The following is a 25,210-nucleotide window of genomic DNA, read 5'->3' on the forward strand; positions in this document are numbered from 1 at the left end:
CGCATCTACGCCATTGCCATTATCTGCTATAACATCTACTGATACAGTAGCTCCTGGGGTGTTTGCTAAACTAGCATCATCCTGAGCTACTGGTGGAATAGGTAACTCGATAAGTATAGTAGCTACTGCGGTATCACAAATTCTTTGATTAGGAGCATTTAAGCAAATCTGATAGGTTACATTATATGTACCTGCTGGAGTTCCTGGTGGAATATCAATTGTTCCATCGGTGTTAATTGAAACACCTGTCAAACCACCATTATTAGAAATCGTTATGGTGCCATCATCTATTAAGGCGTCCGTTGCAGGTGTTGTGCCATCTGCATCATCATTTGTGAAAACTGTTGCTGTTGTTCCGCCTGCTGTTGCATCTATTGGTGATGCACTAAAATCATCATTGTTTGCTGTAATCGTTGGTGTAGCAGCAACGACTATTGATACTTCTGCCGTGTCACAAATACTACTGTCTGCTTCTAAACAAATCGTATACTCAACTGTATATGAACCTGGTGTTGAACCTGCTGGAATATCAATTGTTCCATCGGTGTTAATTGAAACACCTGTCAAACCACCATTGTTAGAAATCGTTATGGTGCTATCATCTATTAAGGCGTCCGTTGCAGGTGTTGTGCCATCTGCATCATCATTTGTGAAAACTGTTGCTGTTGTTCCGCCTGCTGTTGCATCTATTGGTGATGCACTAAAATCATCATTGTTTGCTGTAATCGTTGGCACTACACAAGCCAATGCATCCGTATCATCGGTAACCGCAGGAGCATTACCAGGGTAAGTTGCAGCTGCATCTGCCACAGTACCATCTGCATTAATTCCGCCATTAGCTATTGTTAATGGCTCTGCATTAGTGTTTCCTGGATTAAAAACACCACCATCACCTCCATCGGCATTAGCATCATTATAGGCTTCGTTTGCATCTGAACAGCCGTCTCCGTCTGAATCTAAATCAAAATAGTCAAAAATACCATCACCGTCAGTGTCGATAGGATTAGGTTGTATTTGCATACAAGTAGTTGCAGGATAGCCACCTACTGGTGGTGCAGTAGCAAAACAATAATCTCTAGAACTTAAAGATCCTGCAAATGTTAAGTTAAAGCTGGAGACTTGACCATAATACCAAGTAAATAAATCTTGAGAATTGTTATTACTTACAAACGTTGTAGTTCCATTTCCATTATCAGTTATTGATGGACTGCCTTGCTGAAAAGCGTATCCTATTAATAAAGATTGTTCTAATATAACACCTTCGTTCAAATCAAAGTCATCCATGTTCAACCCAAAATTTATGGTCACTGGATTTGATGTATTCGCTTCAAAAAATTCAAAAGAAAAGATATCATTTGGATCGGCATCATTTATGGCGAAACCATTATCACCAGAACAATCAGCATTTCCGGGAGGATTAAATGAATATCCTGTAGCATTAACAGAAGTTATAATCATATCTATTAAGGTACCATCTGGTGTAGAACCAATATCCTCAAATAACATTGTTCCGCCTAAAGCTCCATTATTATTTACAGTTGCATTGGCGGCTATAAAATCATATTCAGGAAATACTCCTGTATCGTCGAAGACAGGACACGCAAAGACTTGTCCTTCATCGATGTCTGTGATGCCATCATTATCATCATCTAAATCGCAAACATTATTTATACCATCTGCATCTGGGTCGTTTGCTGTTACAGTTCCAGGAATTGCCCCATCCGTGCAAGGGTCTGGCGGTCCTGTTACTGTTAAAATACCAGATCTAACCTCATTGATACAAACATTTGCATCGTGAGTTATTTCTAAAATATAGGTTGTACCATCTAATGCAGCAGAGGTTATAATATCTAAGGACTGCGTATCTGTACCAGTATAAACGGCATCGTCACTTAGTGCATTTCCTGGTGCTATGCTACCTATATACCATTGGTAATTAAGACCGGAGTCTGCATTACCTGGCGTACCATATATTGGTGTACCTGATGAATAGCTCGTTGCATTATCTGCTGATGTTGTGACAGTAAACGTAGCTGTATCTCCTTCTACCACAGTTTGATTACCAGGCTCTGAAGGTGCAATAGTTACCTGAGTAGCTAATGTTTCATTTCCTGTAGTGCCATTGTAACCACCCGTTGCATTGGTTCCTGTGACCTGACCATCTGTATTATAACTATAAGGCGCTTCTCCTAAGATACCATCATTATCTGAATCACTTCCACCAGATTCTACTACATCGTTACATCCATCATTATCACTGTCTGAGTCCAAGTAATCGAAGATTCCGTCACCATCAGTATCTATGGAACAAAAAGTTGGCTGAATGTACCTTATCGATGATGCTGCTATATGCCTGTATCTTATTTCAATTCGGCTTACTTTATCAGGAAAAAAGAAAACAATCGAACCTACTGGATCACTAGACGGATTATTTCCATCAACATTTCCATTAATTGATAAATTTTCTTGAAATTCATTTCCAGTTTGAATAATTCGACTACCAACACTTGAGATACCTTCGACCGTCAAATCATAAAGCACATTATTTTCGTCATAAACATTTATTTCATAATTCTCATTTTCATCAAAATCAGTGATTTTAAAACTTAATTTTCCGACTGGATTTGTAAATGTTGTAATTAAAGTACCTTCGAAATTACCACCACCACCAGTCCTTTGCAACCTTATTGCACTTCCATTTGAGCCTGCTGTATAACCATAAATCTGTCCTGTTCCTGAAACGGAAGTGATATTATATCTTACATTAGTTCCATTTAAAGGAAACTCATCGCCATCATTAACAGGAAAACCAGTTCCACTAACACCAATTGTACCGGCAATATTTGTATTATTATTACATCCTTCTTGATTATCTAAAATACCGTCGTTATCATTGTCTAAATCTGTTGCATCAGGAACACCATCCATATCAGAATCAGGTACAAATACGGTATAAGAAAGTCCCTCTAGTACTATACCGAATGGATCTGTCGAGCCATTTGTTGTATCTTATGCAATATCATCGTAAGTAAATGTTATTTGAGAAAAAGGCGAAGTGCTAGAAATAGTTAGTTGTCCGCCTGCATCTGCATTGAAAGAATTATCATTTGGCGCATAGATTGTTCCTACAGGAATAGTCGCAGCAGTAAAAGATCCAGAAGCTGGACTCTCTACGGATGTGGTTAATTTTGTGAAATGTTGATCATTTACACCTTCTGGACCTTCATTTACATATGTTAAACTTATTGTTCCAGAATTAACAGAAATATTATTTATACCCTCTAAACCTCTATCAAAAGAAGAGACATCATTATTATTAAAAAATCCGAAATCTAAAATTACTTCAGAAACACTTACAGGAAAACCAGAAGTTGCGTCTACGAATGAGATTGTGTAATTAACATCACCATTTACCACTCCTGAAGCAGGTCCGTTATGACCGAGGCGATAGCCAACACCTAAAGCATCCGTTCCTTGTCCATTGGCCGAGGTTAACACCACCTCAACATTATCATCTGGGGCATCAGCGGAATTAAAAACTGCAGGTGAACTCGTTCCTGCACCGAGTTGTGATGCTGTTATTGTCTGTCCAAAACTAACAAACGCCATTAAAACAATTAATAGCGTCGCTAGGTAATACTGTTTAAAACCAAGTAAGTCTGTAATAAAATTACTGAAATTTGTTTTCAATACGGAAGGAATGGTAGTTTTTCCCATAATTATTATTGGTTATTTTTCTTAAAATGATGTTGGCATAGTAATTTACATTCAAAACTGTTCTGACCGAAGGAAAAGTCAGTGAATACAGTATTTGAGAAAGCGTGTAATGATAAAGAAATCATTATAAAATTCTAAAAAGAACCATACAATCCTGCTAAAGCTGGTGTAATGATTAAATATTAATAGCTTTTTGTTAAACAAAATATGTCATAAGGACGTCACTTCAAATTAACATATTTTAACATCAGAAATTTAGCAAAAATTAATTGTATATTGTTGTAGGAATTATTCTATTCTTTTTTTAATCGACAAAACTCACATATTGTCGTTTAAATACAATACACAATTACTTACAATAAAGCCTTATCTTTTAATGATATTACGTCATAGGAAGTTTTGTTTAAAGGATAAACTAAAAAAATGTATCAGTTTACAGTTAAAACAATATTTTTGTGCTCTGCAAATTTTAGACTAAATGAGTTTCTTATCAGAAATACAAAGACGCCGAACATTTGGGATTATTTCCCATCCAGACGCTGGTAAAACAACGCTGACAGAAAAATTACTTTTATTTGGCGGAGCCATACAAGAAGCTGGTGCTGTAAAAAGCAATAAAATAAAAAAAGGCGCTACTAGTGACTTTATGGAGATAGAGCGCCAGCGTGGTATTTCTGTTGCTACGTCTGTTTTAGCTTTTGAATATAATGGTATAAAAATAAACATACTAGATACGCCTGGGCATAAAGATTTTGCTGAAGATACCTTTAGAACCTTAACCGCGGTCGATAGTGTTATTGTTGTTATTGATGTAGCAAAAGGTGTTGAGGAACAAACAGAAAAATTGGTAGAAGTTTGCCGTATGCGTAACATACCGATGCTTGTTTTTATAAATAAATTAGACAGAGAAGGTAAAGATGCTTTTGATTTACTAGATGAAGTTGAGCAAAAACTTGGTCTAACGGTTTGCCCGTTAAGTTTTCCTATAGGTATGGGTTACGACTTTAAAGGGATATATAATTTGTGGGAAAAAAACGTAAATATTTTTACTGGAGACCCTAAAAAAGACATTGAAGACACTGTAGAAATTAACGATTTAAACTCGCCAGAACTCGAAAAATTAATTGGAGAAAAGCATGCTAATGATTTACGTGATAATATTGAATTAGTTAATGGTATTTATCCAGAATTTAATAAGGAAGATTACTTAAAAGGAATACAACAACCTGTATTTTTTGGCTCTGCCTTGAATAATTTTGGAGTACGAGAATTACTTGATTGTTTTGTGGAAATTGCACCAAAACCAAGGCCGAAACAAAGTGAGGAACGACTGGTTAAGCCAGAAGAAAAGGATTTTTCAGGATTTGTATTTAAAATTCATGCAAATATGGATCCTAATCATCGTAATCGTCTAGCCTTTGTTAAAATTGTATCAGGTGAATTTCACCGTAATAACCCATATCTACATGTTCGCAATGGCAAAAAGATGAAATTTTCTAGTCCTAATGCATTTTTTGCAGAGAAAAAAGAGATTATAGATGTGTCGTATCCTGGAGATATTGTTGGACTACAAGATAGTGGTAATTTTAAAATTGGAGATACGCTAACTGAAGGTGAAATCCTTAATTATAAGGGAATTCCTAGCTTTTCTCCTGAACACTTTAGGTATATCAACAATGCTGATCCAATGAAGTCAAAACAACTGTACAAGGGTATAGACCAACTTATGGATGAAGGTGTTGCACAATTATTTACTCTAGAGCTTAATGGACGAAAAGTAATTGGTACCGTTGGTGCCCTGCAGTATGAAGTAATTCAGTACCGATTAGAACATGAGTATGGTGCTAAATGTACTTACGAAAACCTTAATGTCCATAAGGCTTGTTGGGTTGACCCCGAAGATGCAAAAAGCGAAGAATTTAAAGATTTTAAGCGCGTAAAACAGCGTTTTCTGGCCAAAGATAAAAGTGGACAATTGGTATTTTTAGCAGATTCTATGTTTACCCTACAAATGACTGAGCAAAAATATCCTAATATTAAATTTCATTACACCTCTGAATTTGATTAAAAGTCCTAAAAATTAGCAAAAACTTATTTTTAAGCGATTTAAGCAATTTTTTATTTAAATACGGTAAATCACAAGAACAAAAAATAAAAAAGCATCCTAGAAGACTTCTAGGATGCTTTTTTAATAGTTTAAATTTATAGCTAAATATTATAACTATAGAAAACAGATATGTTTCTATTTTAAAAATTATGTTATAAAATGGATATTTTTTAACTATACATCTTGTAAATATTCTAAAATTTACGCTTGACCTGTTGGCCCAAAATTAATTGGGACTTGAGGTTGCTCGTAATCTTTAATGGTGCCATGAGCGTTCTCAAAACGCTTTACATTTTCGCTTAGTGCTTTTACCAAACGCTTAGCATGTTGCGGCGTTAAAATAATACGCGATTTTACTTTACTCTTTGGCGTACCTGGCATAATATTTACAAAATCTATAACGAACTCAGATACGGAGTGGTTAATTATTGCCAAGTTAGAGTATGTACCTTGAGCTACTTGTTCGTCTAATTCTATGTTGATTTGTCCCTGTTTTGGTTGCTTCTTATTATCTGCCATTTTTAATTGGTTTAAGTTTCCGTGAAAACGGAAATCTAATTGTTTGATTTCTTTTGTAAATATACCGACTCACTCGTGAAAAACCTTGTTCTCCATACATTTTGTTTTATACATAACAAAACATTCGAACTGAAGTTTTAATAATGGAAAAGCCTTCAAACTATAACAGTAAGAAGGCTTTAAATTATACTCTCATTATCTTCGAGATAAGAGTCACTACTAGTTGTAGTTCATCTCTTCTTTCTGCTTCATCATTTCATCAAATTCCGATTTAGATCCTACGATAATGTTATCGTAATCTCTAACACCTGTACCGGCAGGAATTCTATGACCAACGATTACGTTTTCTTTAAGACCCTCTAAAGTATCTACTTTAGCGCTTACCGCTGCCTCGTTAAGTACTTTTGTTGTCTCTTGGAAAGATGCCGCTGAGATAAACGACTTTGTCTGTAATGATGCTCTAGTAATACCTTGTAAGATAGGCGTCGCTGTAGCTGGGCTCGCATCACGAGCTGTTACTAACTGCTTGTCTTCTCTTCTTAGCAATGAGTTTTCATCTCTTAACTGACGCGTCGTAACAATCTGCCCTGATTTAAAGGTTTCCGAATCTCCAGCGTCTTCTACTACCTTCATTCCAAAAATCTTATCGTTTTCTTCGATAAAATCTGATTTATGGACTAACTGGTTCTCTAAGAAAATCGTGTCGCCAGAATCTATAATTCTTACTTTACGCATCATTTGTCTTACAACAACTTCGAAATGCTTATCGTTAATCTTTACACCTTGTAATCGGTAAACTTCTTGTACTTCGTTTACTAGGTACTGCTGTACCGCAGAAGGTCCTTTGATATTTAAGATATCGTTTGGTGTTACAGAGCCATCAGATAAAGGTATACCCGCTTTTACATAATCGTTTTCTTGTACAAGAATTTGATTAGATAGTTTTACTAGGTATTTTTTAACTTCACCCAACTTAGACTCTACGATAATCTCGCGATTACCACGCTTAATTTTACCGAATGAAACAACTCCGTCGATTTCTGTTACAACAGCTGGATTAGAAGGGTTACGTGCTTCGAAAAGCTCTGTAACACGTGGTAAACCACCTGTAATATCACCGGCCTTGGCAGATTTACGAGGAATCTTAACTAAGATTTTACCGATATCGATTTTCTCACCGTCATCAATCATAATGTGAGCACCAACTGGTAAGTTGTAAGAACGGATAGTTTCACCTTTCTTATCTTCAATCAATAATGTTGGTATTAACTTCTTGTTTCTAGATTCCGAAATTACTTTTTCTTGGAAACCTGTTTGTTCATCAATTTCAACTTGGTAGGTTACACCTTGCTCGATGTTTTCATACTTTACTTTACCAGCAAATTCTGAAATAATTACACCATTGTAAGGATCCCACTGACAAACAACATCGCCATTCTTAAGTTTAGCACCTGGTTTTACATAAATAAATGAACCGTAAGGAATATTATTTGTACTAAGTACGATTCCTGTTTTAGCGTCTGTTAACTTTAATTCTGAGGTACGAGAAATAACTACATCTACCTCATTACCTTCATTATCTTTAGTTTTAACAGTTTTAAGATCTTCAATCTCTGCAATACCATCGAACTTAGCAACTAACTTATTCTCTTCAGAAATGTTACCAGCAATACCACCTACGTGGAATGTACGCAATGTTAACTGTGTACCAGGCTCACCGATAGACTGAGCAGCTACAACACCAACAGCTTCTCCTCGCTGAACCATTTTACCTGTCGCAAGGTTACGGCCGTAACACTTCACACAAATACCTTTTTTAGCCTCACAAGTTAATGGCGAACGTACTTCGATAGTTTCAACTGGAGAATCACCAATTTTCTTAGCTGTTGCATCGTCAATGTGTGCACCTGCCTCAACTAACAATTCTTCAGTTAATGGGTTATATACATCGTTTACAGATGTACGGCCCACGATTCTTGCTTCTAATTTCTCTACAACTTCTTCGTTCTTCTTTAAAGCAGACACCTCGATACCTCTAAGTGTTCCACAATCTTCTTCGTAAACAATAACATCTTGTGAAACATCTACTAAACGACGTGTTAAGTAACCAGCATCTGCCGTCTTAAGAGCGGTATCTGCAAGACCTTTACGAGCACCGTGCGTTGAGATAAAGTATTCTAAAATTGAAAGACCTTCCTTAAAGTTAGAAAGAATTGGATTCTCGATAATTTCTCCACCACCTGCATTAGATTTTTTAGGCTTTGCCATTAATCCTCGCATACCTGTTAACTGACGAATCTGCTCCTTAGATCCACGAGCACCAGAATCTAGCATCATGAATACGGAGTTAAATCCTTGCTGATCTTCACGAATACGCTTCATAGACAGCTCGGTTAATTCTGCGTTTGTCGATGTCCAGATATCAATAACTTGGTTATAACGCTCGTTATTGGTAATAAGTCCCATATTATAGTTGCCCATAATACCATCGACCTGTTTGTTAGCAGCATCAATCATTCCGTGTTTTTCTTGAGGAATAATAATATCGCCTAAACTAAAAGACAATCCACCTTGGAAAGCAAATTTATATCCTAAAGTCTTAATCTCATCTAAGAATTCAGCAGTTTCAGGAACTGATGTTACTTTTAAGATACCATGAATAATATCTCTTAAAGATTTCTTAGTTAATACTTCATTTATGTAACCTGCAGCTTCTGGTACTTTTTCATTAAATAGCACTCTACCTACAGTAGTTTCAATAATTTGAGTTGTCAACTCACCATCTTCATTAAAGTCTTTTGTACGTACTTTAATTCCAGCATTCAAATCAACTTTCTTCTCGTTATAAGCAATAGTTACTTCTTCTGGAGAATAAAATGTCAAGCCTTCACCTTTAACTGGTACTTCTTTAGTCGATTTTCTGTGCTTAGTCATATAATATAGACCAAGTACCATATCTTGAGAAGGTACTGTTACTGGCGAACCATTTGCTGGGTTTAAGATATTATGAGAAGCTAACATTAATAATTGCGCTTCTAAAATTGCCTCTGGACCTAATGGTAAATGTACCGCCATTTGATCACCATCGAAATCGGCATTAAATGCAGTACACACTAATGGGTGTAACTGAATAGCCTTACCTTCGATAAGTTTTGGCTGAAATGCCTGAATACCTAATCTGTGAAGCGTAGGCGCACGATTTAGTAATACTGGATGTCCTTTAAGAACATTTTCTAAGATATCCCAAACAACAGGCTCTTTTCTGTCTATAATCTTTTTAGCAGACTTTACCGTTTTTACTATACCTCTTTCGATTAACTTACGAATGATAAAAGGCTTATATAATTCAGCCGCCATGTTTTTTGGTAAACCACACTCAAATAACTTTAATTCTGGTCCAACAACAATTACCGAACGTGCTGAATAATCTACACGCTTACCTAGTAAGTTTTGACGGAAGCGACCTTGCTTACCTTTAAGCGAATCTGATAATGATTTTAATGGTCTGTTAGAGTCTGTTTTAACTGCAGAAGACTTACGTGTATTATCGAATAAAGAATCTACTGACTCTTGAAGCATACGCTTCTCGTTACGTAAAATTACTTCTGGTGCCTTTATCTCTACCAAACGTTTTAAACGGTTGTTACGAATAATAACACGACGGTAAAGGTCATTTAAATCTGATGTCGCAAAACGACCACCATCTAAAGGAACAAGCGGACGTAATTCTGGTGGAATTACAGGAATAGCCTTCATAATCATCCATTCTGGCTTATTCTCTCTATTTAAGTTAGAATCTCTAAATGCTTCAACAACTTGAAGACGCTTTAATGCCTCAGTCTTGCGCTGTTTAGACGTCTCGTTATTTGCCTTGTGACGTAATTCGTATGATAGCTCGTCCAAATCTATACGTGCAAGAATATCTATTAGACACTCTGCACCCATTTTAGCGATAAACTTGTTAGGGTCTGAATCTTCTAAGTATTGGTTTTCTTGTGGAAGTGTCTCTAGAATATTTAAGTATTCTTCTTCGGTTAAGAAATCCATTTTTTGTAATGGTTCGCCTTCAGCATTCATAGCAATACCTGGCTGAATTACTACGTAACGTTCGTAGTAAATAATCATGTCCAATTTCTTAGAAGGTAAACCTAATAAATATCCTATTTTATTTGGTAACGAACGGAAATACCAGATATGTGCAACTGGCACAACTAAGTTAATGTGACCAACGCGATCTCTACGAACTTTCTTTTCTGTTACTTCAACTCCACAACGGTCACAGACGATACCCTTATAACGTATTCTTTTGTATTTACCACAAGCACATTCAAAATCCTTAACAGGACCAAAAATACGCTCGCAAAACAAACCGTCACGTTCTGGTTTATGCGTACGATAATTTATAGTTTCTGGTTTTAATACCTCTCCACGCGATGCTGCTAAAACAGACTCAGGTGATGCTAAACCAATAGAAATTTTGTTAAACTTCTGTACTGTATTCTTATCTTGTTTTCTTGCCATTTTTCTTTAGTCTTAAGTCGCAGTCGCAGTACTCAGTAACTGTAAACTGAATACTGTGACTGTTAACTATTTTTACTCTTCTAATCTAATATCTAATCCTAATCCTTTCAATTCATGCATTAATACGTTGAAAGATTCAGGTAGTCCTGGTTCTGGCATTGGCTCACCTTTAACGATAGCTTCGTAAGTTTTTGCTCTACCAATTACATCATCTGATTTTACGGTTAAGATTTCACGTAAGGTACTTGATGCGCCATAGGCTTCAAGTGCCCAAACTTCCATCTCACCAAAACGCTGTCCACCAAATTGTGCTTTACCACCTAATGGCTGTTGTGTAATTAATGAGTATGGACCAATAGAACGTGCGTGCATCTTATCGTCAATCATATGCCCTAGCTTAATCATATAAATCACACCTACAGTAGCCGGCTGATCAAAACGATCACCAGTTCCACCATCGTATAGATATGTATGACCAAAACGTGGTACACCAGCTTCGTCAGTGAACTCATTAATTTGATCTAATGTAGCTCCATCAAAAATTGGTGTTGCATACTTTCGACCTAATTTTTGCCCTGCCCAACCTAACACCGTCTCGTAAATCTGACCAATGTTCATACGGGATGGTACACCTAGTGGGTTTAGTACAATATCTACTGGAGTTCCATCTTCTAAGAATGGCATGTCTTCTTGACGAACAATACGTGCTACAATACCTTTGTTTCCGTGACGTCCTGCCATCTTATCTCCTACCTTAAGCTTACGTTTCTTAGCGATGTAAACCTTAGCTAATTTGATAATACCTGCTGGTAATTCGTCACCCACGGAAATTGTAAACTTCTCACGACGTAAAGATCCTTGAAGGTCGTTTTCTTTAATTTTATAGTTGTGAATTAAGTCGGCAACCAACTCATTAGTTGCATCGTCTGTTGTCCACTTACCAGAAGTTAAATGTGTGTAATCGTCAACAGCGTTTAACATCTTTAAGGTATACTTCTTTCCTTTAGGAATAATCTCTTCTCCTAAATCATTATATATGCCTTGAGCGGTTTTACCATTAACTATTGCAAATAACTTCTCTACTAAGATATTTTTTAAATCGTCGAAACGCTTATCGTAAGCATCCTCTAACTTTTCGATATCTTCTTTGTCTTGCGCTCTTTTACGCTTGTCTTTAATCGCTCTTGCGAATAACTTCTTGTCGATGACTACACCATTTAATGATGGTGAGGCTTTTAAAGAGGCGTCTTTTACATCACCAGCCTTATCACCGAAGATTGCACGTAAAAGTTTTTCTTCTGGAGTTGGGTCAGACTCACCTTTTGGTGTAATCTTTCCGATTAAGATATCGCCTGGCTTGATTTCAGCACCGACGCGAATCATACCATTTTCGTCTAAATCTTTAGTAGCTTCTTCAGAAACGTTAGGGATGTCATTAGTTAATTCTTCATTTCCTAATTTGGTATCTCTAACCTCTAAAGAATATTCATCAATATGAATAGACGTAAATATATCGTCACGAACAACTTTCTCAGAAATTACAATCGCATCCTCAAAGTTGTAACCTTTCCATGGCATAAACGCCACTTTCATGTTACGACCAAGTGCAAGCTCTCCATTTTGGGTTGCATATCCCTCACAAAGTACTTGGCCTTTGGTAACCTTATCACCTTTCTTCACGATAGGCTTTAAGTTAATTGATGTACCTTGATTCGTTTTTCTGAATTTTACTAAAGGATATTCTTTGGTATCGCTATCAAAGCTTACCATAGCTTCTTCTTTAGTACGCTCGTATTTAATTACTATTTTTTCTGCATCAACATACTCTACTACACCTGCTCCTTCAGCATTGATTAATACTCTAGAATCTGAAGCAACTTGACGCTCTAATCCAGTACCAACTATTGGCGATTCTGGGCGTAATAATGGGACAGCTTGACGCATCATGTTAGATCCCATCAATGCACGGTTTGCATCGTCATGCTCCAAGAAAGGAATTAATGATGCTGAAATCGATGCGATCTGGTTAGGCGCAACGTCTGTATAATTAATTTGTGACGGCTCCACTACTGGGAAATCACCCTCTTGACGAGCAATTACTTTATCGTGACTTACCTTTCCTTTGTCATCAACCTCGATTGTTGCCTGAGCAATCAACATGTCTTCCTCTTCCTCTGCACTTAAATAAGTAGGTGCATTTTTGATATCTACGACACCATTTTCAACTTTACGGTATGGGGTTTCGATGAATCCCATAGAATTCACCTTCGCATAAACTGATAAAGAAGAAATTAAACCAATATTCGGTCCTTCTGGTGTTTCAATAGGACATAAACGCCCATAGTGTGTATAGTGAACATCACGAACCTCGAAACCTGCTCTCTCTCTTGATAAACCTCCAGGTCCAAGAGCTGATAAACGACGTTTGTGAGTAATCTCTGCTAATGGATTTGTTTGGTCCATAAACTGAGACAACTGGTTTGTACCAAAGAAAGAATTAATTACCGAAGACAAAGTCTTGGCATTAATTAAATCAATAGGCGTAAACACCTCGTTATCACGAACGTTCATACGCTCACGGATAGTACGAGCCATACGTGCTAAACCAACACCAAACTGAGATGATAACTGCTCTCCTACTGTACGCACACGACGGTTAGATAAGTGATCTATATCATCAATCTCTGCTTTAGAGTTGATAAGCTCAATTAAATATTTTATTATGGTAATGATATCTACTTTGGTAAGTACTTGCTTATCCATTCCGATATCTAATCCTAACTTTTTATTCATTCTGTAACGACCTACTTCACCTAAAGAGTAACGTTGGTCAGAGAAGAATAATTTATCAATTATACCACGCGCTGTTTCCTCATCTGGCGGCTCAGCATTACGTAGTTGACGATAAATATGCTCAACAGCTTCTTTTTCAGAATTTGTTGGGTCTTTTTGTAGTGTATTATGAATGATTGCGTAATCTCCTTGTTGTCCACTTTCTTTGTGAAGAAGTATGGTCTTCACTCCAGCTTCAAGGATTTCTTCAATGTTATCTTTATCTATAATTGTATCACGATCTAATACAATTTCGTTACGCTCTATAGATACTACTTCTCCAGTATCTTCGTCAACAAAATCCTCATGCCATGTATTAAGAACACGCGCAGCAAGCTTACGACCAATAACTTTCTTTAATCCAGATTTAGAAACTTTAACTTCTTCTGCAAGATCAAATATTTCTAAAATATCTTTATCTCTTTCGAAGCCAATAGCTCTAAACAATGTTGTAACAGGAAGCTTTTTCTTTCTGTCGATGTAAGCATACATCACACTATTAATGTCTGTAGCAAATTCTATCCAAGACCCTTTGAAAGGTATAACTCTTGCAGAATATAATTTTGTTCCGTTAGCATGAAACGATTGACTAAAGAATACACCAGGTGATCTATGTAATTGAGACACAACAACACGCTCTGCTCCATTAATACAGAAAGTACCACTTGGGGTCATGTAAGGAATTGTTCCTAAGTACACATCTTGAACAATAGTCTCAAAGTCCTCGTGTTCAGGGTCTGTACAATACAATTTTAAACGTGCTTTTAATGGCACACTGTATGTTAGTCCTCTTTCTATACATTCTTCGATTGAATATCTTGGAGGATCTATAAAATAATCCAAGAATTCTAATACGAATTGGTTTCTTGTGTCGGTAATTGGAAAGTTCTCCATGAAGGTATTGTAAAGCCCTTCGTTACCTCTTTGATCAGATTTTGTCTCTAATTGGAAAAAATCCTGAAAGGATTTAATCTGAATATCAAGAAAATCCGGATACTCAGTTCGGTTTACAATCGAGGAGAAATTTAATCTTTCAGCTTGTTTTGCTAACATCGATGAACGCGTTTTTGATTAAAAATAATGTAATAAAGTGTACATACTATTTATATACACAAAATGGTCTAGGCATTATCCCGCAACTTTTTGCGGGATAAACCTAAACCTTGTATTGTAGGTATTAGTTGGGCTTACTTAAGCTCAACCTCTGCACCAGCTTCTTCTAAAGATGCTTTTAAAGCTTCTGCTTCATCTTTAGCGATGCCTTCTTTGATAGCGCTTGGAGCGTCATCAACTAAGCCTTTAGCTTCTTTTAATCCTAAACCAGTTAATTCCTTAACTAATTTTACTACTGCTAGTTTAGAACCACCAGCTGCTTTAAGGATTACATCGAATTCTGACTTTTCTTCTGCAGCTTCACCACCAGCAGCAGCGCCACCAGCAGCAACAGCTACTGCAGCAGCAGCAGGCTCGATACCATATTCTTCTTTTAAAATATCAGCTAATTCATTAACCTCTTTTACAGTTAAATTAACTAATTGTTCTGCGAAATCTTTTAAATCTGCCATTTTTCTATCGTTTTAATAAGTGTGTTTTTATTTTAATTTTTAAGTGCGTACTTGTTTTTATCCTTCTTTTTCGGATAATGTTTTTAAGATACCTGCAATTGTTCCACCACCTGATTTAAGTGCTGAAATAACGTTCTTAGCAGGAGATTGTAATAATCCAATAATCTCACCAAGTAATTCTTCTCTTGATTTGATTTCTACTAAGGCATCTAATTGGTCGTCTCCTATGTAAATAGACTCTTCGATAAACGCTCCTTTTAACAAAGGCTTATTTGATTTTTTACGAAAAGCTTTAATTACTTTAGCAGGACCATTACCAGTTTCAGAGTACATTACCGAAGTGTTACCTTTTAAAGTCGATGGTAAATCTCCAAAATCTTTATCTGAAGCCTCCATGGCTTTTTCTAATAATGTATTCTTAACTACTGCAAGACTTACGTTAGCTTTAAAACAAGCACGACGTAGGTTTGAAGTATCAACTGCATTTAATCCAGATATATCTGTTAAATAGATATTAGTATTATCGGCTAATTGAGCAGTTAACTCTTCAATTACTAGGGATTTTTCTTCTCTTGTCATAATATTCTAAGTTTAACTACTATCCTATTTTAGTATCAATTGCTATACTAGGACTCATTGTACTTGACATGTAAATGCTCTTCACGTAAGTACCTTTTGCAGCAGTTGGTTTTAATTTAATTAAAGTTGTAAGTAACTCGTTAGCATTACCTACCAATTTATCCGCACTAAAAGATGCTTTACCAATTGGAGCATGAACGATACCAGTCTTATCAACTTTAAAATCTATCTTACCAGCCTTTACTTCACTAACCGCTTTGGCTACATCCATAGTTACTGTTCCTGTTTTAGGGTTTGGCATTAGACCTCTTGGTCCTAACACTCTACCTAACGGTCCTAACTTACCCATAATGCTTGGCATCGTAACGATAACGTCAACGTCTGTCCAACCTTCTTTTATTTTTTGTAAGTATTCGTCTAATCCAACATAATCTGCGCCCGCCGCTTTAGCTTCGTCTTCTTTATCTGGAGTTACTAACGCAAGAACCTTCATATCTTTACCTGTACCATGTGGTAATGAAACTACACCTCGTACCATCTGATTTGCCTTACGCGGATCTACGCCTAATCTTACGGCTAAATCTACTGAAGCATCAAACTTTGTGTATGTGATTTCTTTAAGTAAAGCTGAAGCTTCTTCTATAGAGTAAAGCTTGTTCTTATCAACCTTAGCTCTAGCTTCTTTTTGCTTTTTTGTTAATCTTGCCATTTCAAAAATTTTAGTTCGGAGCTTCTCCTCCTTTAACTGTAATACCCATCGATCTTGCTGTACCAGCTACCATTTTCATAGCCGATTCAATCTCAAATGCATTTAAATCTTGCATTTTGTCTTCTGCAATTGCTTTCACTTGATCCCAAGTTACTTTTGCTACTTTACGTCGGTTTGGTTCTCCAGATCCTTTCTTTACTTTGGCCGCTTCTAATAATTGTACTGCTGCTGGTGGAGTCTTGATTACAAATTCAAATGATTTGTCTTTGTAAACAGAGATTACCACAGGTAAAACTTTACCTGGTTTATCTTGAGTTCTTGCATTAAACTGCTTACAGAACTCCATGATATTAACTCCAGCGGCACCTAAAGCGGGTCCAACCGGTGGCGATGGATTCGCTGCACCTCCCCGAACTTGTAATTTAACTACTTTGTCTAGTTCTTTTGCCATTTTAATTAAAATTGTGCACTAAATTTAAATTGGAAGCCTAAATCTCGTGCGATATATAATGTAACAATTATTATACTTTTTCTACTTGCATATAGCTTAGCTCTAATGGTGTTTTTCTTCCAAAAATCTTTACCATTACTTCAAGCTTACGCTTTTCTTCATTTATCTTTTCAATAGTACCATCAAAACCATTGAAAGGTCCATCGATAACTTTTACAGTCTCACCAATTGTAAATGGTATAGCAACATTTGCATCCGCCTCGAGCGATAACTCATCTACTTTACCTAACATACGATTAACCTCTGACTGTCTTAATGGAACAGGATCTCCTCCTTTAGTTTCTCCTAAAAACCCAATAACATTTGTTATTGACTTAATTATGTGAGGTACTTCTCCACTAAGATTAGCTTGTATCATTATGTAGCCAGGAAAATAAACACGTTCCTTATTTATCTTCTTACCATTGCGAATTTGAATTACTTTTTCAGTAGGTACTAAAACTTGATCCACGTAATCACCTAACCCTAAACGCGAAATTTCGTTTTCGATGTAGGTTTTAATTTTGTTTTCTTGACCACTTACGGCTCTAACAACATACCATTTTTTATTTCCGCTTTTTTCAGACATAGATGATGTGTTGTATTAATTAATTAGGCCAAAATATGCCTTAATAACTCTACTAAAAACTGTGTCAATTCCCCAAATAGCTAACGAAAATAAAATGGAAAAAACCGCTACTACAACAGTTAACCTTTGCGCCTCTGACCAAGGTGTCCATGTTACATTATTCTTAAGCTCTTCGAACGATTCTTTAACGTATGTTATTAATCCTGCCATTTGTTATATTTTTTTAAGTACAGAAAACTAAATCCGTACAAGCTGAATAAGCTATAAATCTTATTAGCTATTTTTTTTCATTATTGCACGGGTTGAGAGACTCGAACTCCCGACACCTGGTTTTGGAGACCAGTGCTCTACCAACTGAGCTAAACCCGTAAACATAAATCAAGGTATCCCGAAAAAACGGGACACCTTAATTGTTTATTTAGCTTAGTGTTAGTCTAAAATCTCAGTTACCTGACCAGCTCCAACAGTACGTCCACCTTCACGGATAGCGAAACGTAAACCTACGTTCATTGCAATTGGCTGAATTAAATCAACAGTAATTGTTAAGTTATCACCAGGCATTACCATTTCAACACCATCAGGAAGCGCAATATTTCCTGTTACGTCAGTTGTACGTACGTAAAACTGTGGACGGTAGTTATTATGGAATGGTGTGTGACGACCACCTTCTTCTTTCTTAAGAATATATACCTCAGCTTTAAACTTCTGGTGCGGAGTTACAGAACCAGGCTTAACGATAACCATACCTCTAGAGATTTGAGTTTTCTCAATACCTCTTAATAAGATACCAGCGTTATCACCAGCTTCACCTCTATCTAAGATTTGACGGAACATTTCGATACCTGTAATAGTAGAAGTTAACTTCTCAGCACCCATACCGATAATCTCTACTGGGTCACCTGTGTTAGCCACACCAGTTTCGATACGACCAGTTGCAACAGTACCACGACCTGTAATAGAGAATACGTCTTCGATAGGCATTAAGAAAGGCTTATCCATATCACGAACAGGCTCTTCAATCCAGTTATCTACAGCTTCCATCAACTCCATTACTGTATCAACCCACTTTTGTTCACCGTTAAGTGCACCTAAAGCAGAACCAGCAATTACAGGACCATTATCACCATCGTACTCATAGAATGATAATAAATCTCTGATTTCCATTTCTACTAATTCTAATAACTCTTCGTCATCTACCATATCCACTTTGTTCATGAATACAACGATACGAGGAATACCTACCTGACGTCCTAAAAGGATGTGCTCACGAGTTTGTGGCATTGGACCATCTGTTGCAGCAACAACCAAGATAGCACCATCCATCTGAGCAGCACCAGTTACCATGTTCTTTACGTAATCGGCGTGACCTGGACAGTCAACGTGAGCGTAGTGACGGTTCGCAGTTGCGTACTCTACGTGAGATGTATTAATTGTGATACCTCTCTCTTTTTCTTCAGGAGCGTTATCAATTTGATCGAAGTCTTTTGCTTCAGATAAACCTGCATCAGCTAATACTTTAGTAATAGCAGCAGTTAAAGTTGTTTTACCGTGATCTACGTGTCCAATAGTACCTATATTAAGGTGTGGTTTTGAACGATCGAAAGTTGCCTTTGCCATGTTTAATTTATTTAATCTTAATTTATATTAGTGTTCAATTTTATATACACAAAAAGAGCCAATGACGAGATTTGAACTCGTGACCTCTTCCTTACCAAGGAAACGCTCTACCCCTGAGCTACACCGGCGTAAAGATTTCTCTTTATTACCCTTTATAAAACAAGGTAGTATTTCTGTAAAACAGAAATACTTTTCTTGAGCGGGAGACCGGGTTCGAACCGGCGACATTCAGCTTGGAAGGCTGACGCTCTACCAACTGAGCTACTCCCGCTTTTAATTAATTAAGCCTATTAATTAATTATCAATATTTTTAAAAATTGTGGGGAGAGCAGGATTCGAACCTGCGAAGTTAAAAAACAACAGAGTTACAGTCTGTCCTCGTTGGCCGCTTGAGTATCTCCCCAAATCATCAATTTTTAAGGCTGCAAAAATACAGCTTTTTATTGATTATTCATTCTTTTAAAGAACAATTTTTTCTTTCGAAAAATAAGAGCCAATGGAGGGACTTACTTCGACCATGCTCAGCATAAACTTCTCGTCCCAGAAACTTTTATTTTTTAATAAAAAGATTCTTTTTCAACAAAAACTCAAAATTTCAAATCAAAGAGCCGATGGAGGGACTCGAACCCACGACCTGCTGATTACAAATCAGCTGCTCTAGCCAGCTGAGCTACATCGGCTTTTCTTGCTTTTTTAAAGGCAATTTTACCCATAAAAAAAGCCCGCTATTTCTAACGGACTGCAAATGTAATGCTTTATTTTTTTTTTCAAAACATTTTTGAAAAAATTTTGTTAGGAATGAGAGCGCAACTTTTCTTTGCGTTTCTTTAATTGACGTTCTAGCGAAGCAGCAGCCAAATCCGCAGCCTCTTCGAAAGACTTTCCTTGTTTCTTAACTACAAATGTGTCGCCTGGTACTTTTAACTTAGCTTCAAATACTTTATTCTCCTTTTCACTGGTATTTTCTACCTTAAGATAGACATCAGTTTGTATAATTTTGTCGTAAAAGAGATTTAATTTCTCTAAGCGTTTCTCTATAAAATTTTTCAATTTAATATCGGCCACAAAATTGATTGATTGGGTGTTTACATCCATAAGCTAACTGATTTTAAAAATTAATCGATATTTCTCGGATGAGCTTTAGCGTGAACTTTCTTTAATTCTGCAATACTACTATGCGTATAAATTTGCGTCGCAGCCAAGCTCGAATGTCCTAATAATTCTTTTACCGAATTTATATCCGCACCTTCATTAAGCAGATGTGTAGCAAATGAGTGTCTTATAACATGAGGGCTACATTTTGTTTTTGAAGACGCTTTACTAAAATACTTATTTATTATTCTATAAACAAGCGTCTCGTAGACTTTAAGACCTTTTTTAGTAAGAAAAAGATATTTTGAATCTTCTGTTATTGGTAGCTCCTCTCTAAACTGAAGGTAAACATCTAATGTTTTTAATACCGAACCAATTAAAGGAATAAAGCGCTCTTTGTTACGTTTCCCTAAAACCTTTAACGCACGATTACTTACATCAATATCTATCAGCTTAATATTTATTAATTCTATACGCCTTATCCCTGTTGCATAAAATAGTTCGACGATTAATTTGTCTCTTACTCCTTCAAAATCATCAACCTTATTTAAATTTTCGATTACATATTCAAATTCTTTCTCTGAGAATGGGACTTGAATTTTCTTTTCGGTTTTTAAAGCTCTATGCGTTTTTAATGGATTGACCTTTAAATCACCTACTTTGATTAAAAATTTATAATATGTATTAAGGGATGATATCTTTCTGTTAATGCTTCGGTTAGATAATTTGTTATTGACTAATGCCACAATCCATTGCCTTATTAGATTATAACTAGAATTTATGATTTCTTCTCCTGCATATTTTTCATTCAAATATGCTTGATATTGCTGTATATCTTTTATGTAGGCCGTGACAGTGTGTTTCGAATAGTTCTTTTCGAGCAATAAATAATCTGAAAACCGTGCTAGAGACATTTAGAATAATCTGTTGACTTAAATGTAAAGATTTTTTATCACTTAAAAACTTTGATTAAAAAAAATCCCAATGAATTATCAGTGGGATTTTTATTTATTTTCTTGACTTATTTAGAACTGCTCTGCGTCTTTTAAACTTTGAATATATTCTGCCTTTTGCAATTGCGTTCTTTTAAGCTCTGAAGGTTTTGTATATTGTCTCCGTGACTGTAAATCACGTTTTATACCTGTTCTATTAAACTTGTTTTTGTAACGCTTTAAAGCTCTATCTATATTTTCGCCAGAATTTACTTCTATTTTTAACATAGGTCTTAACCTCCTCTCTTTTAATTTTTTTGCGGCGCAAATATATAAACAATTTCTTCTTTTGGAAATAGAGATGTTGTTTTTTAATCTTTAAATAATGATGCGCGCTGAGAAAGGTCTTCTATGAGTTGTTCGTCTTCTTCACTTTCTAGCAAGACGTTATAATTTTTCCAGAATGCTTTATTGTAAGGTCTTGGAATAAAAATATCCATATTCCATGGCTTGTTAATCAACTCTGATTGTATTATTTCTTTATCTAATATAATTTCAGAAAATAAAATTTCTTGAACCGTAGAGTAATACCGCTCCTCTCTGTTGTATCTATCTATTTCTTTTTGAGACACCCTTTTGTTAGTCTTAAGTCCAACATTAACCAACTTTGGTGTTTCGTAATAGATGTAATTAGGGTACATCTTATCATTGTACTCGTTATAATTAATGATTAGCTTGTGGTTGGTTTGTGTTCCAAATAGGCGCTTACTTCTATCTTTTTGAATTTTTGAATTCGCTACCAACTCATACTCTACCTTTTTGATGGCATAGTTATCATAATAAATATATAACCAACCTTCTGCTCTGTAGCCGTCGTTATAAATTCCTTTGGTTTCTAGATTAATATCTTGAACGCTTTGGTCTATCTTAATTTTGTAAATCTTTCTGCCGTTATCTACTAATATTGTATCTAATTTAAACTGGTGTGTTTTTAAAATATCCTCTCCAAAAAGAGCTTTTTTATCCTGGACATTTCTAAACATATTTAACTTTCCTTGAAAAATATTCTGAAGTCCATTGACTCTATTATCATTCCATTTAATAGCTTTTACCAATTGCGACGTTGCAACATCTGACCTTTTAATGTCCTCTGCCCTTAACCTATCTCTACTTTTATTTCTATTTCGGTACGATACATAAGAAAAGATACTATCGACATCTCGTAAATCGTAGCTTTTACGCATCTCGTCTACATTGACTTTTAGATGCTCGGTGCTTTTACTAACATAGCCAGAATCGTAAACCGTAATTGCACTTTCTATAAGCCATTTAAACTCTAATTTATTTCGTTCTTTATGGCGCAAAAAACCACGTTGCAAATACGCAGAATCTGGTAATGTTTCAGGAAGTTTTTCTATGGCTTTGAGAACAATACCATTTCCTGTTGTTGGTCTTGGGTCTGCTACTATAACAATTTCGTCTAAAGTTGCTACATCTTCTTCCAAAAGTATATCATTAGAACCATCGAACTGATTAACAGGAACTTTAAAACTTTTATAACCTATTGAAGAAACAATCAGGGTATCGCTTAGGTGCTTATTAGGGACGTTTAAAACAAATTTTCCGTCTGTATTACTAATAGTACCTATAGTGGTGTTTTGAACATAAATACTTGCATTTTCAACGGGAAAAAGTAAATCTTTATCCACTAATTTTCCTTTGAGTTCTGTTTGAGAAAATCCAAAAAAGGCAGCAAAGAAAAAGACTAAAGTTAAATTTAGTTTAAGCTTATTTGAATACATTATAAGTCGATTATTTTGTTTTGATAATGGAATGGCAAATACTATTCCACAGTGTGTAAAACTCCAAAACTAATCAAATTATTTTATGTCGCAGGCTTATAATCCTTATTATCGATAACCATTTTAGCGATAATCTCTCGAAGGATTTCGGACGTACCACCACCTATTGGTCCAAGACGACTATCTCTAAACATACGTGCTAGCGGATATTCTTCCATATATCCATAACCTCCTAAAAATTGAAGACATTGATAAATAACATCGTCGGCCATTTTTGTAGATTGAAGCTTTGACATCGTCGCCTCCTTAACCACATAATCGCCCATATCTAATCGCTTTGCAACATAGTAGTTAAATTGTTTACAGATTTCCATTTGAGTTTCACAATCTGCATAGGTGTGTCTTAAAGCCTGAAATTTGTCTATAGTTTTACCAAAAGCCGTACGCTCTGACATATATTGTTTAGCATATTCTAAGGCATATTCTGCTCTAGCATGCGCATTAATTCCCATAATTAATCGTTCTAATGCAAAATGCTGCATGATATAAGGGAATCCTTGGTTTTCTTCTCCCATTAAATTTTCGGCAGGAATAACCACATTATCAAAGGCAATTTCACCTGTATCAGAAGCTCTCCAGCCTAACTTATCTAATTTAGTTGCAGAGATACCAGGCGTTTCTCTATCCATCACAAAAATGCTTATACCCTTATTTCCTAGTTCTGGATTGGTCTTAGCAGCTACTACTAAATAATCACTATAAACACCATTAGTAATAAATGTTTTAGAACCGTTGATTACATAAGTATCACCTTTTTTTATTGCGGTGGTTCGCATTCCTGCCACATCACTTCCACCAAAAGGTTCTGTTATACACAAGCATCCTATCTTATCCCCAGAGATACTCGGCGCTAGATACTCCTGCTTAATTCTATCGTCTCCCTCTTTATTCAGATGTGTCATTGCCAAATAAGCGTGGGCCCAAATAGCTGCAGAAAAACCGCCAGAATTAATTCGTTGTAATTCTTCTAACAAAATTACTGTGTAGAACAAATCTAAATCTAGTCCACCGTAGGCTTCTGGATAGGCAAGTCCAAAATACCCCATGTCTCCAAACTTCTTCCAAATAAAGCGTTCTATTTGTCCTGTTTCTTCCCATTTTTCGATGTAGGGAACAACTTCTTTTTTCAGGAAATCTCTTAAGCTTTCTCGAAATAAATCGTGCTCTTCGGTAAAGTATAATTTTGACATTTTTTTAGCAATTTTTTTACAGAAACAAATATAATCTAATAATCTGTAATTTTTTGACAGGAAAATGTTCAACTTTTGTTAAATCATCAATACTAGAGAATCCTTCTCGTAGTGTTCTTTCTTCAATAATACTGTTTGCTATTTCGTAATCTATATATGGAATAGTAACTAATTCATCTCTCGTCACCACATTAAGGTTAAAGGTTTTAATTTTTCGAGGTGTTTTAACCACGAAATTTTCTTTTATCTTGACAATTACTTCGGGTGAAAGACCCCATATTTCCGTTAACTCTTCTTCCGAAATAAAGCCTTCGTTTCTTTCTCTGTATTTAATAATATTTGCTGAAAGCTTTTCACCCACACCATAAATTTTTTGGAGTTGACTCGCAGTAGTCCTATTTAAATCTATCTTCTGATTGTAAGTTTTTTGCTTAGTAGAATTATTGAAAGAACCAGAAGAAAAGGGTTTAGACTTTTGATTGATTACCCATTCTGGAAATTTGAAATAAGGTGAAATTGTATTTAATAAGGAATCTGAAACCTTAGTAACTTTTTGAAATTCTTTTGCAGAGTTTACCCATTGATTTTTAGCTCTAAATTTGTGAAGCCTATCAATTTCTTCATTAGACATCCCAAGCGTGTATCCTTTGAAGTCTGTTATATAATTTGGATTAAAAGGATAGATTTTAGGCTTTTGATTTTCTAAAGCAACCTTACGCAAAGAATCTACCTCTATTCTGTAAGTATTTAATTCTTCTTCAGAGATTGATTCTGTTAGGTCATTATTAAAATTATAAAACCAAAAGAAAGCTTGTACAATTATTATAAAAATAACCAACAAAAAAATCCCACTTCGGTTCTGTTTAGAAAACTTTAAGTGGGATTTCAT

At 35.8% G+C, this 25,210-nt stretch carries 18 protein-coding genes, 5 tRNA genes and 1 pseudogene; 1 reads left to right on the forward strand and 23 read right to left on the reverse strand.

All coding sequences use genetic code 11. The annotated features are described in order from the left end of the window. Both DFQ05_RS13615 and DFQ05_RS10240 read right to left on the reverse strand, forming a co-directional pair. A pseudogene (locus tag DFQ05_RS13615) lies at positions 1-2,928 on the reverse strand (hypothetical protein); the annotation flags it as partial. A gap of 81 nt (positions 2,929-3,009) precedes the next feature. Then, the gene (locus DFQ05_RS10240; RefSeq protein ID WP_132705313.1) at positions 3,010-3,717 is read right to left on the reverse strand and encodes a hypothetical protein; all 708 of its coding nucleotides are present in this window, start codon (positions 3,715-3,717) and stop codon (positions 3,010-3,012) included. Positions 3,718-4,195: 478 nt separating this feature from the next. Here DFQ05_RS10240 and DFQ05_RS10245 point away from each other — a divergent pair, with 478 nt between their 5' ends. After that, positions 4,196-5,785: a peptide chain release factor 3 gene (locus DFQ05_RS10245; protein ID WP_132705314.1), complete on the forward strand. Its 1,590-nt coding sequence runs from the start codon at positions 4,196-4,198 to the stop codon at positions 5,783-5,785. A gap of 240 nt (positions 5,786-6,025) precedes the next feature. On the opposite strand, the gene DFQ05_RS10250 is transcribed toward DFQ05_RS10245, so the two are convergent. The 21 genes from DFQ05_RS10250 to DFQ05_RS10350 all read right to left on the reverse strand — a co-directional run bounded on the left by DFQ05_RS10250 (position 6,026) and on the right by DFQ05_RS10350 (position 25,210). Next, the gene (locus tag DFQ05_RS10250) at positions 6,026-6,343 is read right to left on the reverse strand and encodes a DUF3467 domain-containing protein (protein ID WP_132705315.1); all 318 of its coding nucleotides are present in this window, start codon (positions 6,341-6,343) and stop codon (positions 6,026-6,028) included. A gap of 219 nt (positions 6,344-6,562) precedes the next feature. Next, entirely contained in the window at positions 6,563-10,864 is a 4,302-nt protein-coding gene (rpoC, locus tag DFQ05_RS10255) for a DNA-directed RNA polymerase subunit beta' (RefSeq protein WP_132705316.1), read from the reverse strand. Between the two features lie 72 nt (positions 10,865-10,936). Then, positions 10,937-14,749: a DNA-directed RNA polymerase subunit beta gene (gene rpoB, locus DFQ05_RS10260; RefSeq protein WP_132705317.1), complete on the reverse strand. Its 3,813-nt coding sequence runs from the start codon at positions 14,747-14,749 to the stop codon at positions 10,937-10,939. A 134-nt stretch (positions 14,750-14,883) separates the two neighbouring features. Next, positions 14,884-15,261 carry a 50S ribosomal protein L7/L12 gene (rplL, locus tag DFQ05_RS10265; protein ID WP_073081876.1) on the reverse strand — a complete coding sequence of 126 codons (378 nt, stop codon included), beginning with the start codon at positions 15,259-15,261 and terminating at the stop codon, positions 14,884-14,886. A gap of 57 nt (positions 15,262-15,318) precedes the next feature. After that, positions 15,319-15,840, reverse strand: a complete 522-nt coding sequence (gene rplJ, locus DFQ05_RS10270) for a 50S ribosomal protein L10 (RefSeq protein WP_132705318.1) — start codon at positions 15,838-15,840, stop codon at positions 15,319-15,321. Positions 15,841-15,859: 19 nt separating this feature from the next. Next, the gene (gene rplA / locus DFQ05_RS10275) at positions 15,860-16,549 is read right to left on the reverse strand and encodes a 50S ribosomal protein L1 (protein ID WP_132705319.1); all 690 of its coding nucleotides are present in this window, start codon (positions 16,547-16,549) and stop codon (positions 15,860-15,862) included. A gap of 10 nt (positions 16,550-16,559) precedes the next feature. Then, positions 16,560-17,000: a 50S ribosomal protein L11 gene (gene rplK / locus DFQ05_RS10280; protein WP_073081885.1), complete on the reverse strand. Its 441-nt coding sequence runs from the start codon at positions 16,998-17,000 to the stop codon at positions 16,560-16,562. 70 nt (positions 17,001-17,070) lie between these two features. Next, positions 17,071-17,628: a transcription termination/antitermination protein NusG gene (gene nusG, locus DFQ05_RS10285; protein WP_132705320.1), complete on the reverse strand. Its 558-nt coding sequence runs from the start codon at positions 17,626-17,628 to the stop codon at positions 17,071-17,073. A gap of 15 nt (positions 17,629-17,643) precedes the next feature. Further along, entirely contained in the window at positions 17,644-17,838 is a 195-nt protein-coding gene (gene secE / locus DFQ05_RS10290; RefSeq protein WP_132705321.1) for a preprotein translocase subunit SecE, read from the reverse strand. Positions 17,839-17,924: 86 nt separating this feature from the next. Further along, positions 17,925-17,997 (reverse strand) — tRNA-Trp (locus DFQ05_RS10295). 60 nt (positions 17,998-18,057) lie between these two features. Beyond that, positions 18,058-19,245, reverse strand: a complete 1,188-nt coding sequence (gene tuf, locus DFQ05_RS10300; RefSeq protein WP_132705322.1) for an elongation factor Tu — start codon at positions 19,243-19,245, stop codon at positions 18,058-18,060. A gap of 56 nt (positions 19,246-19,301) precedes the next feature. Next, positions 19,302-19,373: transfer RNA gene (locus tag DFQ05_RS10305), tRNA-Thr, on the reverse strand. Between the two features lie 70 nt (positions 19,374-19,443). Continuing rightward, a tRNA-Gly gene (locus DFQ05_RS10310) sits at positions 19,444-19,516 on the reverse strand. 49 nt (positions 19,517-19,565) lie between these two features. Beyond that, a tRNA-Tyr gene (locus tag DFQ05_RS10315) sits at positions 19,566-19,648 on the reverse strand. A 203-nt stretch (positions 19,649-19,851) separates the two neighbouring features. Then, positions 19,852-19,925, reverse strand: a tRNA-Thr gene (locus tag DFQ05_RS10320). A 112-nt stretch (positions 19,926-20,037) separates the two neighbouring features. Then, positions 20,038-20,340 (reverse strand): ribosome hibernation-promoting factor, HPF/YfiA family, encoded by a 303-nt coding sequence (gene hpf, locus DFQ05_RS10325; protein ID WP_132705323.1) that lies wholly within the window; start codon positions 20,338-20,340, stop codon positions 20,038-20,040. Positions 20,341-20,360: 20 nt separating this feature from the next. Further along, complete coding sequence (locus DFQ05_RS10330; protein WP_132705324.1) at positions 20,361-21,251, reverse strand: tyrosine-type recombinase/integrase; 891 nt, start codon at positions 21,249-21,251, stop codon at positions 20,361-20,363. A 111-nt stretch (positions 21,252-21,362) separates the two neighbouring features. Next, positions 21,363-21,557 (reverse strand): 30S ribosomal protein S21, encoded by a 195-nt coding sequence (gene rpsU, locus DFQ05_RS10335; protein WP_132705325.1) that lies wholly within the window; start codon positions 21,555-21,557, stop codon positions 21,363-21,365. Positions 21,558-21,640: 83 nt separating this feature from the next. Beyond that, a complete protein-coding gene (locus DFQ05_RS10340; protein WP_132705326.1) occupies positions 21,641-23,071 on the reverse strand; it encodes a carboxypeptidase-like regulatory domain-containing protein in 1,431 nt (476 codons plus the stop codon). Positions 23,072-23,154: 83 nt separating this feature from the next. Beyond that, positions 23,155-24,321, reverse strand: a complete 1,167-nt coding sequence (locus DFQ05_RS10345; protein ID WP_132705327.1) for an acyl-CoA dehydrogenase family protein — start codon at positions 24,319-24,321, stop codon at positions 23,155-23,157. A 16-nt stretch (positions 24,322-24,337) separates the two neighbouring features. Continuing rightward, entirely contained in the window at positions 24,338-25,210 is an 873-nt protein-coding gene (locus DFQ05_RS10350; RefSeq protein WP_132705328.1) for a ComEA family DNA-binding protein, read from the reverse strand.

The organism is Winogradskyella wandonensis, assembly GCF_004346845.1.
Lineage (GTDB): Bacteria > Bacteroidota > Bacteroidia > Flavobacteriales > Flavobacteriaceae > Winogradskyella > Winogradskyella wandonensis.